Origin of the sequence: Proteus sp. G2300 (genome assembly GCF_009915965.1) — a bacterium.
In the GTDB taxonomy this organism is placed as follows: Bacteria; Pseudomonadota; Gammaproteobacteria; order Enterobacterales; family Enterobacteriaceae; genus Proteus; species Proteus vulgaris.
Genome location: NZ_JAABNK010000023.1, coordinates 527,337 through 544,330, shown reverse-complemented (window position 1 = coordinate 544,330; position 16,994 = coordinate 527,337). Strand labels below are relative to the sequence as shown.

Below are 16,994 nucleotides of genomic sequence, written 5' to 3'. Positions count from 1 at the left end.
CTTATCTGGTTATCAAAGCATCATTCATTTTACTAAAAGTGATCTTTTCATTACTTATACTGAGATTTGTGTCACAATAATTTCGCAAACACATTGCCACGTCAAAAAATAAAATAGTGGCAAAACAACATCAAAAATATGAACACATTTCAGGTATGGTATGGAAGAGCAAACAGAAATTTCTCCTCCCGCTAGAGTGAAAAATGCCACTCTACAACGCGGGCTAACAAATCGTCATATTCAATTAATTGCTATTGGTGGAGCTATTGGTACTGGTCTATTTATGGGATCAGGGAAAACCATTTCATTAGCAGGGCCATCAATTATTTTTGTCTATATGATAATCGGCTTTGTCTTGTTCTTTGTCATGAGAGCGATGGGAGAGTTATTATTATCAAATTTAGAATATAAGTCATTTAGTGATTTTGCTGGTGATTTATTAGGGCCTTGGGCTGGTTTTTTTGTTGGTTGGACTTATTGGTTTTGTTGGGTCATTACAGGGATTGCCGATATTGTTGCCATAACGTCTTATATTAGCTATTGGGCACCGAATTTTCCTGAATGGGGAACATCTTTTATTTGTGTGCTGACACTGCTTATTTTGAACTTAGCGACAGTAAAATTATTTGGGGAAATGGAATTTTGGTTCTCCATGATAAAAATAACAGCAATTGTTTCTTTGATTGTTGTGGGGATTGTTCTTATCAGTATTGGGTTTGAATCGCCAGCAGGGCACACAGCCGCGTTACAGAATATCTGGAATGATGGGGGGATGTTCCCCAAAGGGTTAAGTGGTTTTTTTGCGGGTTTCCAAATTGCTATTTTTGCTTTTGTCGGAATAGAGTTGGTAGGAACCGCTGCCGCTGAAACGCGTAATCCAGAAAAATCGTTGCCTAAAGCGATTAATGCTATTCCTATTCGTATTATTACTTTTTACGTATTGGCCTTAGCAATTATTATGTCGGTGACACCATGGCGCTCAATTTTGGCTGATAAAAGCCCATTTGTTGAACTGTTTGTTATGATAGGAATACCAGCCGCGGCAAGTTTGGTGAACTTTGTCGTATTAACGGCTGCAGCATCTTCTGCTAATAGTGGTATATTTTCCACAAGCCGTATGTTATTCGGTTTATCAAAAGAAGGCGAAGCACCAAAGCAGTTTAGTCAATTATCTAAACGGGCTGTACCTGCCAATGGACTGTTATTCACCAGCTTATGTTTATCATGTGGAATTGTATTAATTTACTTTATCCCTGATGTAATGCATGTATTTACCTTGGTCACGACAGTGTCGGCGTTATTATTTATGTTTATCTGGAGTATGATTTTATGCTCTTATTTAGCGTATCGTAAAAAACGCCCACAACTGCATGAGAAATCTATTTATAAAATGCCATTGGGTATTATTATGTCATGGCTATGTCTTGCTTTCTTTGTCTTTATGACCGTGCTCTTAGCCTTTGAGCATGATACTCGCCAGGCATTAAGTGTGACACCATTGTGGTTTATTGCTCTAGCAATAGGCTATCAATATGTTAAAAAGAACAAACAGAAAAAGAATGTTCAAAAATAACATGTTAATTGCATAATAAAAGAGAAAAGCCTTATTTATTTAATAAGGCTTTTTTTTGTGGATTTTATTATTTATAAAATGGAATAATTTTAAATAAAAACATAAAATTTATATTTTAATGACTTATTCATAGCCTTATTTCTTAATTTAATAAGTTAACGGTTTATTATTTATTAAGTGAAAGGATAGACATTATTTGTACCTGATAAAATATTTTTAAATTATGTTAACTGCATCCAGCAATTTTTTAAAAATACACTATCCTACAATTAAAATAAAAGGAGGCGGTATGTATAAGAATATTTTGGTTCCCATTGATATTGATGAAGATAACCTGATGAACAAAGCAATTCCGTTAGTGGAAGACATTGCAAAAAATGAAGATCCTTATGTTCACTTTTTGTATGTACTCCCGAAGCTTCCACAATCTTCTTATTATCGACTAGTTATGAGCGGTGATCAATTAGATCAAGGATGCTTAAAAACGTCAGCTAAGAAAGAGCTAAAAAAAATTATTGAACGGTTTGATTTACCTGAAGATAGAATGCAAACACATATTTGCATAGGCACACCACGAGATGTCATATTGCAGGTTGCCGATGAAGTAAACGCAGATTTAATCGTGATTGGTTCGCATAATCCTGAAGATGATTCTTATTATTTAGGTTCAACTGCTGCAGATATTACACGTTATGCAAAGCGTTCTGTTATGGTAGTAAGATAAGTCTAATGTACCTATAAGCGTTAAATAAGAATATTTGTAGGTCTAGTGTTATCGCTGTTATGTTTAGCTAACACATAACAGCGATTATGTAACTAGAGATATAAATTAACCATGTTAATCAGCATGTTTTATATTTGGAAAAATTTTCTTAATGACTATAAATGATCTCCTGATAATAATTAAAAAATCCCTATGTTAAAAATCACTGCATTACTAGAAAACAAATCAATTAATCCTGAACTTAGTCATTACCCAGGTCTGTCATTCTTGTTGGAAGATGATGAGTATCAAACTAATATTCTCTTTGATACAGGAAAAGATCTAACGTTTATCTCAAACGCAAAAAAAATGGGGATTGACTTAACTACACTAAAAACAATTGTTGTTTCTCATGGGCATTATGATCACTTCGGTGGCTTAACACACTTACCAGTCGATTTTTTTACTCATAAACCACGAATTGTCGCTCATCCTTACCTATTTTCAGTCCGCTATTCAGCGCTTTTTTTAGGTAATAAAAATATTAAATTTAAACGTTTAGCACCTTTATTTGATCGAGCAAAACTTGAAGCTCAGTTTTCTTTTGAATTAACGCAAACTCCGTTAACAATTGACGAAAAATTTATCTATTCAGGGCAGGTAACTCAACGACAAGTGAATAAACGCTATGGCGTTATTATTCATGAATCAGGTGAGGAAAATGATTACGTGCTTGATGATAGTTTTCTGGTTTGGCAAGGAAAGAAAGGTTTAGTGCTTATAACCGGTTGTAGTCATTCTGGTATTGAATCCATTATTGAGCACGCAAAAAAAATAACAGGGAATAGCCAAATTCAAGCGATTGTAGGAGGGCTACATCTGCGTTGTGCAACGCCTTTTGCATTACAACGCGCTAAAAAAGCAATAGACAAAAATATTGATGTGTATGGATGTCATTGTACTGGCGTATTAGGGCGAAGATATCTTAATGCGAAAGATTTTAATGCAGGACAATCTTTATCTTTTGAGTAGAATTAATGTAAATATGGAAATTAAAACAGGTATGAAAATTTTGTTTTTTGAACCATATTTTAACAAATTAATGCATTGAAACAAAAAAATAAAAGTACTTTTAGTGCTATTTGTAATAAGAATACGCTAATAGCTTTGGCAATAATTGATTTAGTATTATTGCCAAAAGAGAAGCGCGCAAGTGACTTTACTTACGAATAACCATCACTGAACGTGAGGTGTTATTGACAATATAATCCGCAGTAGAGCCTAACAATATATTACGTTGATTGCGTGAGCTTGAACCTATAATGATAGTGTCAGCATCAATATTTTCAGCTAGCTCTAGAATATTATAGTTGGGTGTGCCAATAACGGCATGGCATTGATATTGCTCTTTGGGTAGGTTAAATTGTTGTTTTACACATCGCTCTAATTTCTCAGTTAATAAAATTAAAGCTTGTTGTTTTTTTTCAACGACAGAAGGGCTGTCACAATTAAGCCCATAAGCTTCTAAAGAGCGTAAATTAGGCATCACTGTAATAAAATGGAAATAATTTTCTGGTTTTGAACCAAGAAATTGAATATCTGCGATCATACGTTGAATTCTGTTATCTTCTAATAAATCAATTGCAACAAGGTATTTGTTAGCCATAGTTTGCCTTTTCAATAAATTAGCGCTTAAATTAAGTATAAGTAAACAAGCTTATAAGTTGAAATTTAAAAGCAAATATTGCGATTATTGCATCATTATTTGGGGTTTTTAGGCTCTAAAAGATAAAAAAATGATGTAGTGAATGCATAAATCCTTTAAAATTTATTCGAATTGCCTAATAGGCATTTTTATCATTTTTACACATCATGGAATGATCCCATTAGGTTATAGTTTATATGAGAAAATCAAGCGAAGACTTACTGAAATGTATTGCTACCATATTACAGTGGGTGCTTAATATTGGGTTACTTATTTTAGCGATTGTATTAGTCAGTTTTCTTATAAAAGAAACGTATGTAATTGCTTCATTATTATTTAATTTAGGTGCCGAAGAGTCCTCTTATCAACTACTCGAAGGTATTTTAATCTACTTTCTTTATTTTGAGTTTATTGCACTTATTGTTAAATATTTTTTATCTGGTGGGCATTTTCCACTTAGATATTTTATTTATATCGGTATAACCGCAATTGTACGTCTAATTATTGTTGAGCATAAAAACTCAGTTGATACGTTAATTCAATCAGGTGCAATTTTACTGTTAGTTATTGCGCTATTTATTGCTAATACTGAAAAACTAAAACGAAGTTGATCATTTGATAATTATGCTTGCTGAGCGACTTAGCATAGAAAGCGAGACGTAAGGCAAAAAATAAAAATAAGGTTTTCCGCATGATTGAGAGAGGTATGTTATTATCTTTCTCAATTTTATCCGGGGTTATACAAAAATATTACTATGTCTTATCAATGTCCATTATGTTATCAGGCACTTTCTCTTCGGGCACACAGTTGGGTATGTGAAAACAATCATCAATTTGATTGTGCGAAAGAAGGGTATGTGAATTTGCTACCAGTGCAATTTAAACGCTCGAAAGAGCCGGGTGATAGCGCTGAAATGATAAATGCTCGCCGTGAATTTTTAGATGCAGGCTTTTACCAGCCAATGAGAGATAAAGTGGCTGATTTAGTACAAACATTATTGCCTGAAAAGAATAGCGTTGTGTTGGATATTGGTTGTGGTGAAGGTTATTACACTAACCAGTTTTATCAAAATTTAAAATTACATAATCCTCAAGTTTATGGTTTAGATGTTTCTAAAGTTGCGATTAAATCTGCTGCTAAACGTTATTCATCAATTCATTTTTGTGTAGCATCAAGTCAGCGTTTGCCTTTTTGTGATGCTTCTTTAAATGCAGTTATTCGTATTTATGCGCCTTGTAATAGTGATGAATTAGCAAGAGTGATTGCACATAATGGTTATATTATTACAGTTACACCCGCGCCTCGTCATCTCTATCAATTAAAAGCATTGATATATTCAGACGTACATCTTCATCCATTAAAAGAAGAACATTTTGAGGGATTTAATAAAGTATCAGAACATCAAGTTGCTTATATGATGAATTTAAACGGCAAGCAAGCAAGTGATTTATTGCAGATGACGCCTTTTGCATGGCGAGCAAGTGAAGAAGTAAAAAAACAATTGGCTGACAGTGCACAGGTTGAATGTGAAACAGATTTTTTAATTCGTGTTTACCAACGTCATGCTTAATAACGAAAAATAACAAATATTTTATGATGTAAGTAAAAAGCTTAGGCGTAATATTTCAAACCTAAGCTTTTTATTGGGCTCGATTAGACTGACACTTATTTAGCGTACATAAATAATTCAAGATGTTCGAATACAATATTAAAGCCAATAGCAATTAATACGATCCCACCAATAATTTCTGCTTTTTTTCCAAGCACTGGGCCAACATAGCGACCGATTAGCATACCCAATGTAGCCATAATCATGGTCATCATACCAATCGTCATTGCAGTATGAACGATATTGACTTGAAGGAACGCTAAACCAACACCAATTGCCATTGCATCAAGGCTTGTTGCAATACCTGTTGCAATTAAAGACAGTGAGCCGTGGCGTTGTGGTGCATTTTCTTCACAAGGGCACTCATCACCACGTTTTACGCTTTGATAAATCATACGGCTACCGAGTACAAATAGTAGTCCAAAAGCGACCCAATGATCCCATTGAATAATATATTGGCTAGTATATAAACCTAACGCCCAACCAATAACGGGGGTGCTGGCTTCAATAATACCAAATATAAATCCAGTGCGGAGTGCTTCACGAAAACGAGGTTTATGTAATGTGGCACCTTTACAGACTGCAACAGCAAATGCGTCCATAGAAAGGGCTAGGGCGAGGATGATAGTAGCATAGAAACTCATAATAAAGCCTCGGTTGGGGTATTTCCATATACACACAATTGACCCCCAACCAAAGAAGTACAATTATGTGTCTATGGTCTTGCCAACCGTATTACGGCATCTGCACCACGCTAGATGAAAATAAGCGAGTATGTTGATACAGATTTCTTAGAATAATAATTCTTATTTTAAGACAGGCTACTCCCCAATGACTTGGTGCAGAAGATAACATATTATTTCTGAAAGGCAACATATTATTTATTATATTTTAAAGATGATATTGATAATAATTATCATTATTAAAGGTGACGATTTTAAATATATTAAAATTGTTTTGTTATTGTTAAAAAAAGGATAAATATCAATGTGATAAATTATTAACCCTATAATAAACAATGGGTTTAAATTATATTTATGATAAAAAATTAATTTTTAAATTAAGATAATACACCTAAAAATAATAAGCTTTAATTTCTCTAAATATTAAATGGACATTAAATGAATCTATATTTAATACACCTATATTTAATACGTATATTTTATATTTAATAAAAATATGAAAATAAAAATTTAGAGTGTAAAAATAGAGGTTATTTGGTTTTAAATATTATTTTTTTTGTTTTTCTTTATTTATAGGTTAAAAGATAAATAAGAATAAAATTAATAACCATAAAAAAGCCATTCAAAATGAATGGCTTTTTGTCGAAAAAGGTTAATTAGTCACATTGTACTTTGATTGCCAGACCACCGCGTGATGTTTCACGGTATTTAGCATTCATGTCTTTACCTGTTTCATACATAGTTTCAATGACTTTATCGAGAGAAACACGAGGTTCACTGGTACGACGGATAGCCATACGTGCGGCATTAACGGCTTTAACAGAAGCAATAGCATTGCGTTCAATGCAAGGAACTTGAACTTGGCCTGCAACAGGATCACAAGTTAAGCCAAGGTTATGCTCCATACCGATTTCAGCGGCAATACAGACTTGCTCTGGGCTTCCACCTAATAATTCAGCGAGTCCTGCGGCAGCCATTGAACACGCAACACCGACTTCACCTTGACATCCCACTTCTGCACCTGAAATAGAGGCATTCATTTTGTAAAGAATACCAATTGCTCCTGATGCTAAGAAATAACGTAAGTAAGTTTCTTGTGTAACTGGTTCGATACAACGATCGTAGTAAGCTAATACTGCTGGCACAATACCACATGCGCCGTTAGTTGGTGCTGTTACAACGCGCCCGCCTGCGGCATTTTCTTCATTCACGGCCAGTGCAAACATGTTGATAAGATCAACGACTTTCATGGGATCGTTTGACAGGCTGTTGCTTGATGTTAATAAACGATTTAACGCTGCTGCACGGCGAGGTACACGTAATGGCCCTGGCAATACACCTTCTGTATTTAAACCATGCTCAATACATTCTTGCATTGTTTTATAAACATCTGCGAAATAAGCATTAATTTCTGCTTGTGTGTGCAGATCTAGCTCGTTTTTCATCATTAAGCTAGAAATGGATAAACCTGTTTCTTTGCAGTGCTTTAATAACTCTTCTGCACTAGCATAAGGGTATGAAACTGGTTTACTATTAAGTGTTGATTTACCAAAATTTTCTTCATCAACGATAAAACCACCACCAATAGAGTAGTAAGTTTTTCTATACACTTCTTCGTCGCCAGAAAAGGCATGAAGAGTCATACCATTTTCATGTAATGAGAGGTTGTCATTACTGAAATGCATACTTTCTGCTGGGAAGTCGACAACTTTTAAGCCATTTGCTAATGATAGTTTACCGGTTTCTTCAACGTTACGAATAAAGCCGGGAATACTGTCAATATCGACAGTCGCGGGTGCATTACCTGCTAATCCCATAATAATGGCGATATCAGTATGGTGACCTTTGCCTGTCAAAGACAAGGAGCCGTAAACATCAACAGCTACGCGAGTGACAGACGCAATCAATTCCTGGTTGACTAAATCATCGACAAATTCTTTACCCGCTTTCATTGGCCCTACGGTATGAGAGCTAGAAGGTCCGATGCCCACTTTAAACATGTCGAAAACGCTAATCACGTCAGACTCCTTAATAATAAGAGAGAGGGTTAAAAAGAATAAAATATAGTTATTTATAGTAAAGGGATCGTTTTTACGATTATATCGTCCCGTTAATGATGTAGTTTACAACATTTTTTTAAAATAGCTAAGTACAGTTGTGAAGGTGATGATAAAAAGCACAAGCTGAATATAAAATATTGTATTAAGTGATATGTAAGGCGAGTTTATGCAAAATGGCTGCGGTTAATCCCCAGACTAGATGCCCATTATAGGGATAAAAATAGATACGGTGATTTTTACCAGAACGGTGAAAATCGAGGGGTTGATAATGTTGGGCGTTAAGTGCGTGACTTAGTGGCATTTCAAAGATAGATGCGACTTCAGCAGGGTTATGGCGTAGAGGTAAGCCGGCAGGAATAACCCCCACAATAGGGGTGACGAGATATCCACTAGAACTTTGTAAAGGCGCTAATTGGCCAATAACGGATACCGCACTGGGAGGGATAGCGATTTCTTCATGTGCTTCTCTTAATGCAGTTGCAATAAGATTGATATCTTCAGGATCTCGTTTACCTCCGGGTAACGCAACTTGCCCTGCATGAGAGCGCAACGTTGACGCTCGTTCTGTTAATAATAAGGTTGGATTAGGTTTATTGATAATCGGCAACAAGACTGCTGCCGTTTTTTGAGTATGGGGCGACTGATTTACCTTATCATCAGGTAATGTGAGTTGAAAACGATTGATAAAGGTATCAATGGGGGTCATCGATAGTAGGCTCACTTAAAACAGTTAATATTTTCCCAAGTTTATCGAATGTTTCTTGGTACTCTTTTTCAGCAACGCTATCAGCAACAATACCACCACCAGCCCAGCAGTAAATCTTATTTTTTTCCGTCAATAATGTACGAATACTGATATTGGTGTCCATTGTGCCACAAAAGCTAATATAGCCGATAGCACCACAATATCCATGACGTCGATGTGGTTCTAATTCTTCAATAATTTCCATAGCTCTGATCTTAGGCGCGCCAGTGATAGAACCGCCGGGAAACGCTGCTTTTAATAAATCTGTTGGCATTAAATGCGAGGGAAGTTGTGCTGTAACGGTACTGACTAAATGGTGTACCGCAGGAAAACGCTCAACTACAAATAATTCTGGTACTTTAACGGAACCTGTAACCGCAACTTTTCCAATATCATTACGCATAAGATCAACAATCATTAAATTTTCAGCGCGATCTTTACGTGAGTTTTGGAGAAGTAGAGCTTGTTCATCATCTTCTTCTGGCGTTGTTTTGCGAGGTAGTGTTCCTTTTATAGGACATGTTTCTATTTTATTATCCGCTAAATGAATAAAACGCTCAGGTGACACACTTAACACAAAATTATTAGGTAAACACATAAAAGACGAAAACGGTGCTTTATTTGCTTTATTCAATGTTAAGAATGCACTCCATTCACTACCAGTATAATTTGCGCAAAAACGTTGGGCTAAATTAACTTGATAGCAGTCACCAGAAAGTAAGTATTGATGAATTTTAGCAATTTTTTCGTTGTACTCATCATTGCTAATATTTGATTGCCAGTTTGTGGTTAAGGAAAAATGAGTATCGACCGATTCGGGGGCTTGATTTTCTAGCCACTGTAAGCGGTCATCAATATTGTCATAGCTGATTAAAGTGGCTTTTTTTAATTGGTGGTCAACAATTAATGCCCAGTTATAAATTCCAATCGCCATATCTGCAAAATTGAGTTCATTTTTAGCGTTTTCAGGTAATTTTTCAATGCGACGACCTAAGTCATAGCTCCAAATACCCAAAGCACCGCCTAAAAACGGTAATGAGTCATTATGTTCTGGATGAAAATTAAACTGTTCTAATGCACGTTGTAGCAGTGTAAAAGGATCTTTTTTAGAACGTTTGACTGTGCCATTTTTTTCTTTGATTGTTGTGGTTTGTTTGCGTGTTTCTAAAGTGACAAGAGGATCAGAGACAATAATATCAAAACGGTTATGAGGATGTTCGGCAAAGCCAGAATGAAGTAAACTAGACCAAGGCAATGAAGCAATGGGAGAGAATATCCGTAATGCTAGGTCTGGGGTATAAGTGAGTTCACGTTGTTGTAATTGCATATCTATCTTATGACCATGTAAACAAAGTATGTAGTATCATTCGCACAATGAATTGTAATCAAATAGATTACGTTCATGTAAATACAAAATAGAAGTTGATAAAGATAAGAGTAACATTATGTTTCTAGGAATGCCTACATTAACACATGAAGAACAACAAAAAGCAGTAGAAAAAATTCAATCTCTTATGGCTGAGGGAATGAGCAGTGGAGAGGCTATTCAATGGGTTGCTCAAGAATTAAGAGAGAAACACATAACTCGTGAATCGGTTTCTATCATATTTGACGACGAGAATGAATAAAACATTTTTTTAACAAATGTCACAAATATGTTGTTAACCCTATGCTATGCTTAATGGAAATACATCCTGTTTTAAGGGATATTTTCGGGAGGTTATATGAAATTAAGCAAGTTAGCAGGTCAAACAGGGATACTTGGTGCAGCTCTTTTACTTGCCGTTTCTTTTGGAGCATTTGCAGAAAGTGTCGATAATGTTAATAAAGATATTGTGCGCTCTGCACCCTTTTCGAGTTGTGTTAATTTAGATAATAATCAACTTGTTACTAGAGTGAAAAATGATTATCTACAAAATCGCCTCCCTCGTTGGCAAGAGGATAAAAAGGCGTTAGGTCCAAAGCCTGTGGCAAGTATTAATGCTAATGAAGTTATCAAGATGGATAATAATTATCAGATGGTATTAAATGTCAGAGGGGCGAGAACCGATCTTCGTTACAATGTTCAAGTTAATTGTGACGACAACACCATCACTTATGTTTCACCTAAATAATAAACAAGTGATACTTTTTCGTTATTGATAGATTGTAAAAAGAGATAAACGGAGGTTTATCTCTTTTTTTTGCGATTAAAAATAATAAACAACGTTTAATTATTTTTTCATTTGAGGTTCATAAGGCAAACGAGAATAGTGTTGGCTTCTTGTACGATAAAACACCAGCCTTTCTTGAAAAAAAGCATGGAAAGCTTGAGGCTGTTCTCTTAAGACGGTATCAGCAACAACAGGCATATTATATCGCTCTTTAAAGGCAACGCCAGAAGCCGCCAAACTTACATTTATTTTGTCTTTTTCTTCCTGTGTTAATTCTGAAAGATTATAACCCATCATTCCTCTCCTATAACAATAGGGATAAGGTAAAAGAGCATGCTTATTAATGCAAGTAAATAAAGATATTAGTCATTATATAATGATAAAAAAGGTGTGTTTTATTTAGGTGGATTTTTAATCAATAACATTAAATATAGCAATAAATAATATCATTTACTAATGGGTATACTACTTTATAGTTAATAAATATAATGCAAATGATAAAAATCGCATTTATTTAAATTACTAAATTGATTTTTGAAATAGCATAAAAAACAAATATTCTCATAAAGAGTAAATAAATATAATGTTTATCTTGATTTAGATCAATGAAAAAAACAATGAATTTTGCATTAAAAATAGATAAATATTTTTAATTTATTAAGAGCTTATTACCTCGGATTTATTTTGTATTGCTTGACAATGGGTTGCAGTAAGATACTGAAATATTAAGATAAAAAAATGCCCTGTTGGGGAAACAGGGCGAAAAATAATACAACACCAGGGAAAAATGTAGTATAAATAAAATTAACCAAATGGTTAATAAGTAAATTTACGTGATTCTTCATTTTTTTATTAATAAAAAATAAAGATTTATTAAATTTTATTTCCTGTTCAAAAAAAAGAGTGCTATTAATGAATAGTTAGTGAATAAAAAAGAGAAAGAAAATCCATCAATAGAATTCGTAAAAATGAGAAATGAAAAGATATATTAGAATCTAAATATTTGGATAAAACTATAAGAAAATTATAAAGTATACTTTTTTTCTTATTTCAATATCTTATTAATATTAAAGTATTTTATCGATTAAGCGATATAAAATGTTTATTGTTAATTGTTACATAAAAGCTTATTTCTTAAATGTTAATAATAATATTGATTAATCAATATTTCAAAATATTACTTTACCAAATCATTTTGATTTTTCGTCTTTGATCTTATTTTAGATAAATAAAGAAAGTTATTGTCTGATGTTTTTTTAAGCTATTTGTTTTTTTTCTAAAATGACTGATTAACTTCATTACTAAAGTGTTTATTTTTCTGTTTTGAGTTAATGGAAATAAAGAGAAAGTTATTTATCTCAATGATATATATGGTTTTTTTATTTTAAGCTACTGTTTGTTTTGGTTAATGAAATAATTAAATTAAAATACTAAAATGTAAAAAAATAAACAAAAAATATACATGGTGCACAATCTTGTGTTACATTTAATTCGCTTTTCACTCAGTAATTTTTGATATTACATTAAGATATACTCGAATCATTAATTGATTCTATTACACGGTGTTTATTCGTTTTATTTCAATAGCGATGTAAGGATAGGTTATATACGTTATCATACAGGGGGATTAATTTGACTGGGCTAATAAACGTTGCAAATAACATTTTATGGGGATATGCCCTTATCTACTTACTCTTAGGAGTCGGTATTTATTTTACTATTCGTACTGGATTTATACAAATCCGACATTTTAGCCATATGTTCTCTATTTTAAAAAATAGCCATAAGTCAGATAAATCAGGGATCTCTTCCTTTCAGGCATTATGCACAAGTTTAGCTGCGCGCGTGGGGACAGGAAATTTGACCGGTGTCGCCATTGCATTAACTGCAGGTGGACCTGGCGCTATTTTTTGGATGTGGGTTGTTGCTCTAATCGGTATGGCAACATCTTTAATTGAAAGTACATTAGCACAACTTTATAAAACAAAAGATGATGAGGGTAATTACCGCGGAGGCCCCGCTTATTATATGACGAAGGGATTGAAAATGCGCTGGATGGGCGTTCTCTTCGCTATTTTCTTAATCATCGCTTTTGGTTTAGTTTTTAATGCAGTTCAAGCTAATTCGATCGCGCAAGCGACAGCATCAGCCTTTAATTTTGATCCATTTTATGTCGGTATCTTTTTAGTGGCAACCAGTGGGTTTATTATTTTTGGTGGTCTACGTTGGGTTGCTCGTGTTGCAGAATTAGTTGTTCCTATTATGGCAACAGCTTATTTATTATTGGCATTCTGGGTTGTTGCTGATCATATTGACCGCTTACCTGAGGTTTTCCTCTTAATCTTTAAAAGTGCTTTTGGTTTACAAGAAGCAGCAGCCGGCGCAGTCGGTTATGGCATTAGCCAAGCAATGACTCAAGGTATTCAACGAGGCTTATTTTCTAACGAAGCAGGGATGGGATCTGCGCCTAATGCTGCTGCGTCTGCCACACCTTATCCGCCACATCCTGCATCTCAAGGATATATTCAAATGCTTGGTGTATTTATGGATACATTGGTTATCTGTAGCGCAACAGCGGTGATCATTTTGTCATCAGGAGTACTTGATAGTTATCCTGATGGTATTAACGGTATTCAATTGACACAATTAGCACTGTCATCAAGCGTTGGCGGTTGGGGAAGTACCTTTATTGCTATTGCTATTTTCTTCTTTGCCTTTACGTCGATTATTGCCAATTATGCTTACGCTGAAAGTAATATGATTTTTCTGGGACGTAATCATACAACGGGGTTATTCCTTTTACGTTTCGCAGTATTAGCGATGGTGATGTTCGGGGCTTTAGCAGATATGCCCCTTGTTTGGAAAATGGCTGATCTCTCTATGGGATTAATGGCAATGACGAATTTAATTGCCATTATCTTACTTTCTGGTGTCGCATTAAAATTAGTCAAAGATTATAACCAACAACGACAAGCCGGTTTATTGCCAACTTTTGATATACGCCAATATCCAGAATTACAAGCTGATATTGAAGACGGTATCTGGGAAAATAATATCATTCCAGATGAGCCTTTAGTTCGATGTGAAAAAGTAAGCAATAATTGAAATAAATAACAAAAAAACGACAAAACTCAAAACCCATATTCTTTAATATGGGTTTTTTTATTACAATTTAACTTTGGGAATAGTTAATCAAGGATCAGAAATGCGATTTAGTCGATGTTATATAGGATTATTTATTGCAATAAGCATCTTAACCGGTTGTGCCAAACAATCAGAGTTTATTGATAGGGGCGATTACATAGCTAAAATTATTCCTAATAAACAGGACGCTAATGAGTGTGTAAAATATCTTGTGATGCATTATACCGCACTAGATGATGAACGCTCACTTAAGGTACTTACTGATGGTCGAGTCAGTAGCCATTATTTGATCCCTACACACCCTTCGTCTATTAATGGAAAACCTGTTGTTATCTCTTTAGTGGATGAAAAACAAATCGCTTGGCATGCAGGAGTTAGTCAATGGGGAGAAGCAACTAGCTTAAATAATTGCTCTATTGGTATTGAAATCGTTAATCTTGGTTACCGTGACAAGGGTAAGTTTAGGTATTGGTATTCTTATACCGCAGATCAAATAGTGACGATCTCAGTAGTGATGAAAGATATAATTACACGTTATGGCATCAAACCTCAAAATGTTTTAGGCCACAGTGATATTGCGCCTCTAAGAAAAGTCGATCCTGGTCCTTTATTCCCTTGGGAAAGGTTGGCAAGTCAAGGAATAGGAGCCTGGCCTGATAAACAGCTAGTACAATTGTATTTGACTGGTCGAGATCCCTTTGAACCCGTTGATATAGCAAGTTTTCAAAAATTATTACAACAATATGGTTATCAGACGCCAACAAATGGTGTATTAGATGAAAAGGCGTTAAAAGTAGTGAAAGCTTTTCAAATGCACTTTAGGGCTACAAGAGCAGATGGTATTCCTGATGCACAATCAGAGGCGATTTTAAAAGCGTTAATTGAGAAATACCGAACTTAACACCTCCTGTTATGGGGAGAAAATATAAATAATAAAAAAACGCCTCCAATATAAAATTGAGAAGACGCTTTTTTAATCTGTGTGACGAATGATGTGTTACACGCTGATTATTGCGCAGTATTTTCTACAGAGCGTGGCTCTTCTTTCAAATTTAAACTCACTATTAATGAGATCGCGAAAGCTATCACACCAGGTAATACCCAACCTAGCCCATAATCAGAAAGCGGGATATAGCTAAATAATTGTAGTAAGTCAGCATTTAACCACTTTAATTGTTTCAATGTGTCGAAAAGACTCATTAATACGATGATGGCAATAGTAAAACGATAGGTAAAGCGCGGTGATTTTAATTTATTACGAATAAATTGTAGCAATACCAATGTGACTGATGTTGGATAAATCATTAATAACGCAGGAATGGTCACACGTAATAAAGTATCAAGGCCGAACGTTGATACAATTGTTGTCATTAATGTAAAGACAACAACCCAAAAGCGATAGCCTAAGCGATGGTGGAATGTCGCAAAATAATCAGCCGCCGCACTTGTTACACCAACGAGTGTAGTCATACTCGCTAATAAAACAATTCCACCCATTAGCCAAGTACCAATAGGGCCAAATAAGGCATCAACATAGCGAGAGAATATCTGACCACCATTAGTTGCATTGAGTGCAGGATCTGCAAAAACAGAAACAGAATGGCTAGTGGCGCCTAAATAGAAAAGGCATAGATAAAGTGCAGCTAACAGTAAAACTGATATCAATCCGGCCTTTACGGTAATAAAACCGATTTGGCGAGGTTCAGTTATCCCTTTGGTATACAGCGCTCGTGCAACAATACCACCAAATGCCATAGCAGAAAGGACGTCCATGGTTTGGTAACCGTCTATAAAGCCAGAGAAGAAACCATTAACAGCATAAAGGCCTGTTGGTTCACCGATAGGTGAAATAGGTTTTGCGACAACGGCAATGCCTACAACAACCAGTAAGATTAACAGTGCTGGAGTCATAAACTTACCAATAGCACTTATCATCGTACCTTGTTTTAGCATGAAGAACATACTTGTGATATTGAACACAAGTGCAAAAGTAAGATGTGTTGCCGTATTTTTTTCAATAAGCCCTAAAGGTAAGAAACCCATTTCATAAGCGGTATTGGTGACACGAGGCATCGCAAAAGTAGAGCCTACGATAAGGTACAGTGCTACCCAGAAAATGACGGCAACCCATGAAGGTAAATCAACAGAAAGGCGCTCACCACGTCCACGAATTGCTACAATAACCAAAGTAAGGAAAGGGAGTAAGACACCCGTAACAAGAAAACCTAAGGATGTACTAAACCAGAGGTTTCCCGATTGAAAACCCGCCATAGGGGGGAAAATAATATTACCAGCGCCGAGGAAGAGTGCAAAAACCATCATTCCAAGAACGAGCATGTCTTTTGTAGAAAGCATAACTAAAACTACCTGTCTGTGAAGAAAATATATTAATGATTTATATGTGTTATTCTACTTTTAGCCTATTTAATAGCTGAATATGTTGTAAAAACGCAGTTTGAATAACGAAAAGTGAATTGATAGTAACAAATTCTGAAGGATATGTAAGAAGAAAGGCAGATTTAACGCTTATTTAACAGCAATTATAGAATAATAAAAGGCTATATTTTTGGTCAAAAAGCAGTGTGATCCTCTACTAAGGATCACAATTACTATATAAT

At 34.9% G+C, this 16,994-nt stretch carries 16 protein-coding genes and 1 riboswitch; of the genes, 9 read left to right on the top strand and 7 right to left on the bottom strand.

What is annotated here, in order from left to right:
• Positions 1 to 160 precede the first annotated feature (160 nt).
• From cycA to GWI97_RS14000, 3 genes are all read left to right on the top strand, one after another.
• Complete coding sequence (gene cycA, locus GWI97_RS14010) at positions 161 to 1,573, top strand: D-serine/D-alanine/glycine transporter (RefSeq protein WP_036935958.1); 1,413 nt, start codon at positions 161 to 163, stop codon at positions 1,571 to 1,573.
• Between the two features lie 289 nt (positions 1,574 to 1,862).
• Entirely contained in the window at positions 1,863 to 2,297 is a 435-nt protein-coding gene (locus GWI97_RS14005; RefSeq protein ID WP_036935960.1) for a universal stress protein, read from the top strand.
• A 192-nt stretch (positions 2,298 to 2,489) separates the two neighbouring features.
• Positions 2,490 to 3,308, top strand: coding sequence for an MBL fold metallo-hydrolase (locus GWI97_RS14000; RefSeq protein ID WP_036935963.1), 819 nt, complete (start codon positions 2,490 to 2,492; stop codon positions 3,306 to 3,308).
• Positions 3,309 to 3,495: 187 nt separating this feature from the next.
• On the opposite strand, the gene GWI97_RS13995 is transcribed toward GWI97_RS14000, so the two are convergent.
• On the bottom strand, positions 3,496 to 3,942 hold the full coding sequence (locus tag GWI97_RS13995; RefSeq protein WP_036935966.1) for a universal stress protein: 447 nt from the start codon (positions 3,940 to 3,942) through the stop codon (positions 3,496 to 3,498).
• Between the two features lie 236 nt (positions 3,943 to 4,178).
• Between GWI97_RS13995 and psiE the strand changes: the two genes are divergently transcribed.
• Together psiE and rlmA are read left to right on the top strand one after the other, a co-directional pair.
• Entirely contained in the window at positions 4,179 to 4,592 is a 414-nt protein-coding gene (psiE, locus tag GWI97_RS13990) for a phosphate-starvation-inducible protein PsiE (RefSeq protein WP_036935969.1), read from the top strand.
• Positions 4,593 to 4,736: 144 nt separating this feature from the next.
• A complete protein-coding gene (gene rlmA, locus GWI97_RS13985; RefSeq protein ID WP_036935972.1) occupies positions 4,737 to 5,552 on the top strand; it encodes a 23S rRNA (guanine(745)-N(1))-methyltransferase in 816 nt (271 codons plus the stop codon).
• Between the two features lie 95 nt (positions 5,553 to 5,647).
• Here the strand turns inward: rlmA and mntP are convergent, their stop codons facing one another.
• The 4 genes from mntP to pabB form a co-directional block, all read right to left on the bottom strand.
• Positions 5,648 to 6,235, bottom strand: coding sequence for a manganese efflux pump MntP (mntP, locus tag GWI97_RS13980; RefSeq protein ID WP_052038480.1), 588 nt, complete (start codon positions 6,233 to 6,235; stop codon positions 5,648 to 5,650).
• 59 nt (positions 6,236 to 6,294) lie between these two features.
• Positions 6,295 to 6,433, bottom strand: a riboswitch (yybP-ykoY riboswitch).
• 497 nt (positions 6,434 to 6,930) lie between these two features.
• Positions 6,931 to 8,292 carry an L-serine ammonia-lyase gene (locus tag GWI97_RS13975; RefSeq protein ID WP_036935978.1) on the bottom strand — a complete coding sequence of 454 codons (1,362 nt, stop codon included), beginning with the start codon at positions 8,290 to 8,292 and terminating at the stop codon, positions 6,931 to 6,933.
• 184 nt (positions 8,293 to 8,476) lie between these two features.
• Entirely contained in the window at positions 8,477 to 9,040 is a 564-nt protein-coding gene (locus tag GWI97_RS13970) for a CoA pyrophosphatase (RefSeq protein WP_036935981.1), read from the bottom strand.
• Positions 9,027 to 10,406, bottom strand: a complete 1,380-nt coding sequence (gene pabB, locus GWI97_RS13965) for an aminodeoxychorismate synthase component 1 (RefSeq protein WP_087802195.1) — start codon at positions 10,404 to 10,406, stop codon at positions 9,027 to 9,029. The genes GWI97_RS13970 and pabB overlap by 14 nt, the downstream gene beginning before the upstream one ends.
• A 118-nt stretch (positions 10,407 to 10,524) precedes the next feature.
• On the opposite strand from pabB, the gene GWI97_RS13960 reads away from it, so the two are divergent.
• Together GWI97_RS13960 and yebF are read left to right on the top strand one after the other, a co-directional pair.
• Positions 10,525 to 10,707 carry a YoaH family protein gene (locus GWI97_RS13960; protein WP_036935987.1) on the top strand — a complete coding sequence of 61 codons (183 nt, stop codon included), beginning with the start codon at positions 10,525 to 10,527 and terminating at the stop codon, positions 10,705 to 10,707.
• Between the two features lie 96 nt (positions 10,708 to 10,803).
• Positions 10,804 to 11,193 carry a protein YebF gene (yebF, locus tag GWI97_RS13955; RefSeq protein WP_036935990.1) on the top strand — a complete coding sequence of 130 codons (390 nt, stop codon included), beginning with the start codon at positions 10,804 to 10,806 and terminating at the stop codon, positions 11,191 to 11,193.
• Positions 11,194 to 11,292: 99 nt separating this feature from the next.
• Here the strand turns inward: yebF and GWI97_RS13950 are convergent, their stop codons facing one another.
• A complete protein-coding gene (locus GWI97_RS13950) occupies positions 11,293 to 11,526 on the bottom strand; it encodes a DNA polymerase III subunit theta (RefSeq protein ID WP_087802196.1) in 234 nt (77 codons plus the stop codon).
• Positions 11,527 to 12,864: 1,338 nt separating this feature from the next.
• Between GWI97_RS13950 and GWI97_RS13945 the strand changes: the two genes are divergently transcribed.
• Positions 12,865 to 14,337: an alanine/glycine:cation symporter family protein gene (locus GWI97_RS13945; protein ID WP_036935996.1), complete on the top strand. Its 1,473-nt coding sequence runs from the start codon at positions 12,865 to 12,867 to the stop codon at positions 14,335 to 14,337.
• A 100-nt stretch (positions 14,338 to 14,437) separates the two neighbouring features.
• Positions 14,438 to 15,277 (top strand): N-acetylmuramoyl-L-alanine amidase, encoded by an 840-nt coding sequence (locus GWI97_RS13940; RefSeq protein WP_123822208.1) that lies wholly within the window; start codon positions 14,438 to 14,440, stop codon positions 15,275 to 15,277.
• Positions 15,278 to 15,384: 107 nt separating this feature from the next.
• Here the strand turns inward: GWI97_RS13940 and brnQ are convergent, their stop codons facing one another.
• Entirely contained in the window at positions 15,385 to 16,731 is a 1,347-nt protein-coding gene (gene brnQ / locus GWI97_RS13935; RefSeq protein WP_036936002.1) for a branched-chain amino acid transport system II carrier protein, read from the bottom strand.
• Positions 16,732 to 16,994: the final 263 nt, after the last annotated feature.

Excerpts from the sequence above, each read along its gene's own strand:
- GWI97_RS13940 (WP_123822208.1), top strand. The coding sequence starts at position 14,438 with ATGCGATTTAGTCGATGTTATATAGGATTATTTATTGCAATAAGCATC.
- cycA (WP_036935958.1), top strand. The coding sequence starts at position 161 with ATGGAAGAGCAAACAGAAATTTCTCCTCCCGCTAGAGTGAAAAATGCC.
- GWI97_RS14000 (WP_036935963.1), top strand. The coding sequence starts at position 2,490 with ATGTTAAAAATCACTGCATTACTAGAAAACAAATCAATTAATCCTGAA.
- GWI97_RS13970 (WP_036935981.1), bottom strand. The coding sequence starts at position 9,040 with ATGACCCCCATTGATACCTTTATCAATCGTTTTCAACTCACATTACCT.
- rlmA (WP_036935972.1), top strand. The coding sequence starts at position 4,737 with ATGTCTTATCAATGTCCATTATGTTATCAGGCACTTTCTCTTCGGGCA.
- GWI97_RS14005 (WP_036935960.1), top strand. The coding sequence starts at position 1,863 with ATGTATAAGAATATTTTGGTTCCCATTGATATTGATGAAGATAACCTG.
- yebF (WP_036935990.1), top strand. The coding sequence starts at position 10,804 with ATGAAATTAAGCAAGTTAGCAGGTCAAACAGGGATACTTGGTGCAGCT.
- pabB (WP_087802195.1), bottom strand. The coding sequence starts at position 10,406 with ATGCAATTACAACAACGTGAACTCACTTATACCCCAGACCTAGCATTA.
- psiE (WP_036935969.1), top strand. The coding sequence starts at position 4,179 with ATGAGAAAATCAAGCGAAGACTTACTGAAATGTATTGCTACCATATTA.
- brnQ (WP_036936002.1), bottom strand. The coding sequence starts at position 16,731 with ATGCTTTCTACAAAAGACATGCTCGTTCTTGGAATGATGGTTTTTGCA.
- GWI97_RS13950 (WP_087802196.1), bottom strand. The coding sequence starts at position 11,526 with ATGGGTTATAATCTTTCAGAATTAACACAGGAAGAAAAAGACAAAATA.
- mntP (WP_052038480.1), bottom strand. The coding sequence starts at position 6,235 with ATGAGTTTCTATGCTACTATCATCCTCGCCCTAGCCCTTTCTATGGAC.
- GWI97_RS13960 (WP_036935987.1), top strand. The coding sequence starts at position 10,525 with ATGTTTCTAGGAATGCCTACATTAACACATGAAGAACAACAAAAAGCA.
- GWI97_RS13995 (WP_036935966.1), bottom strand. The coding sequence starts at position 3,942 with ATGGCTAACAAATACCTTGTTGCAATTGATTTATTAGAAGATAACAGA.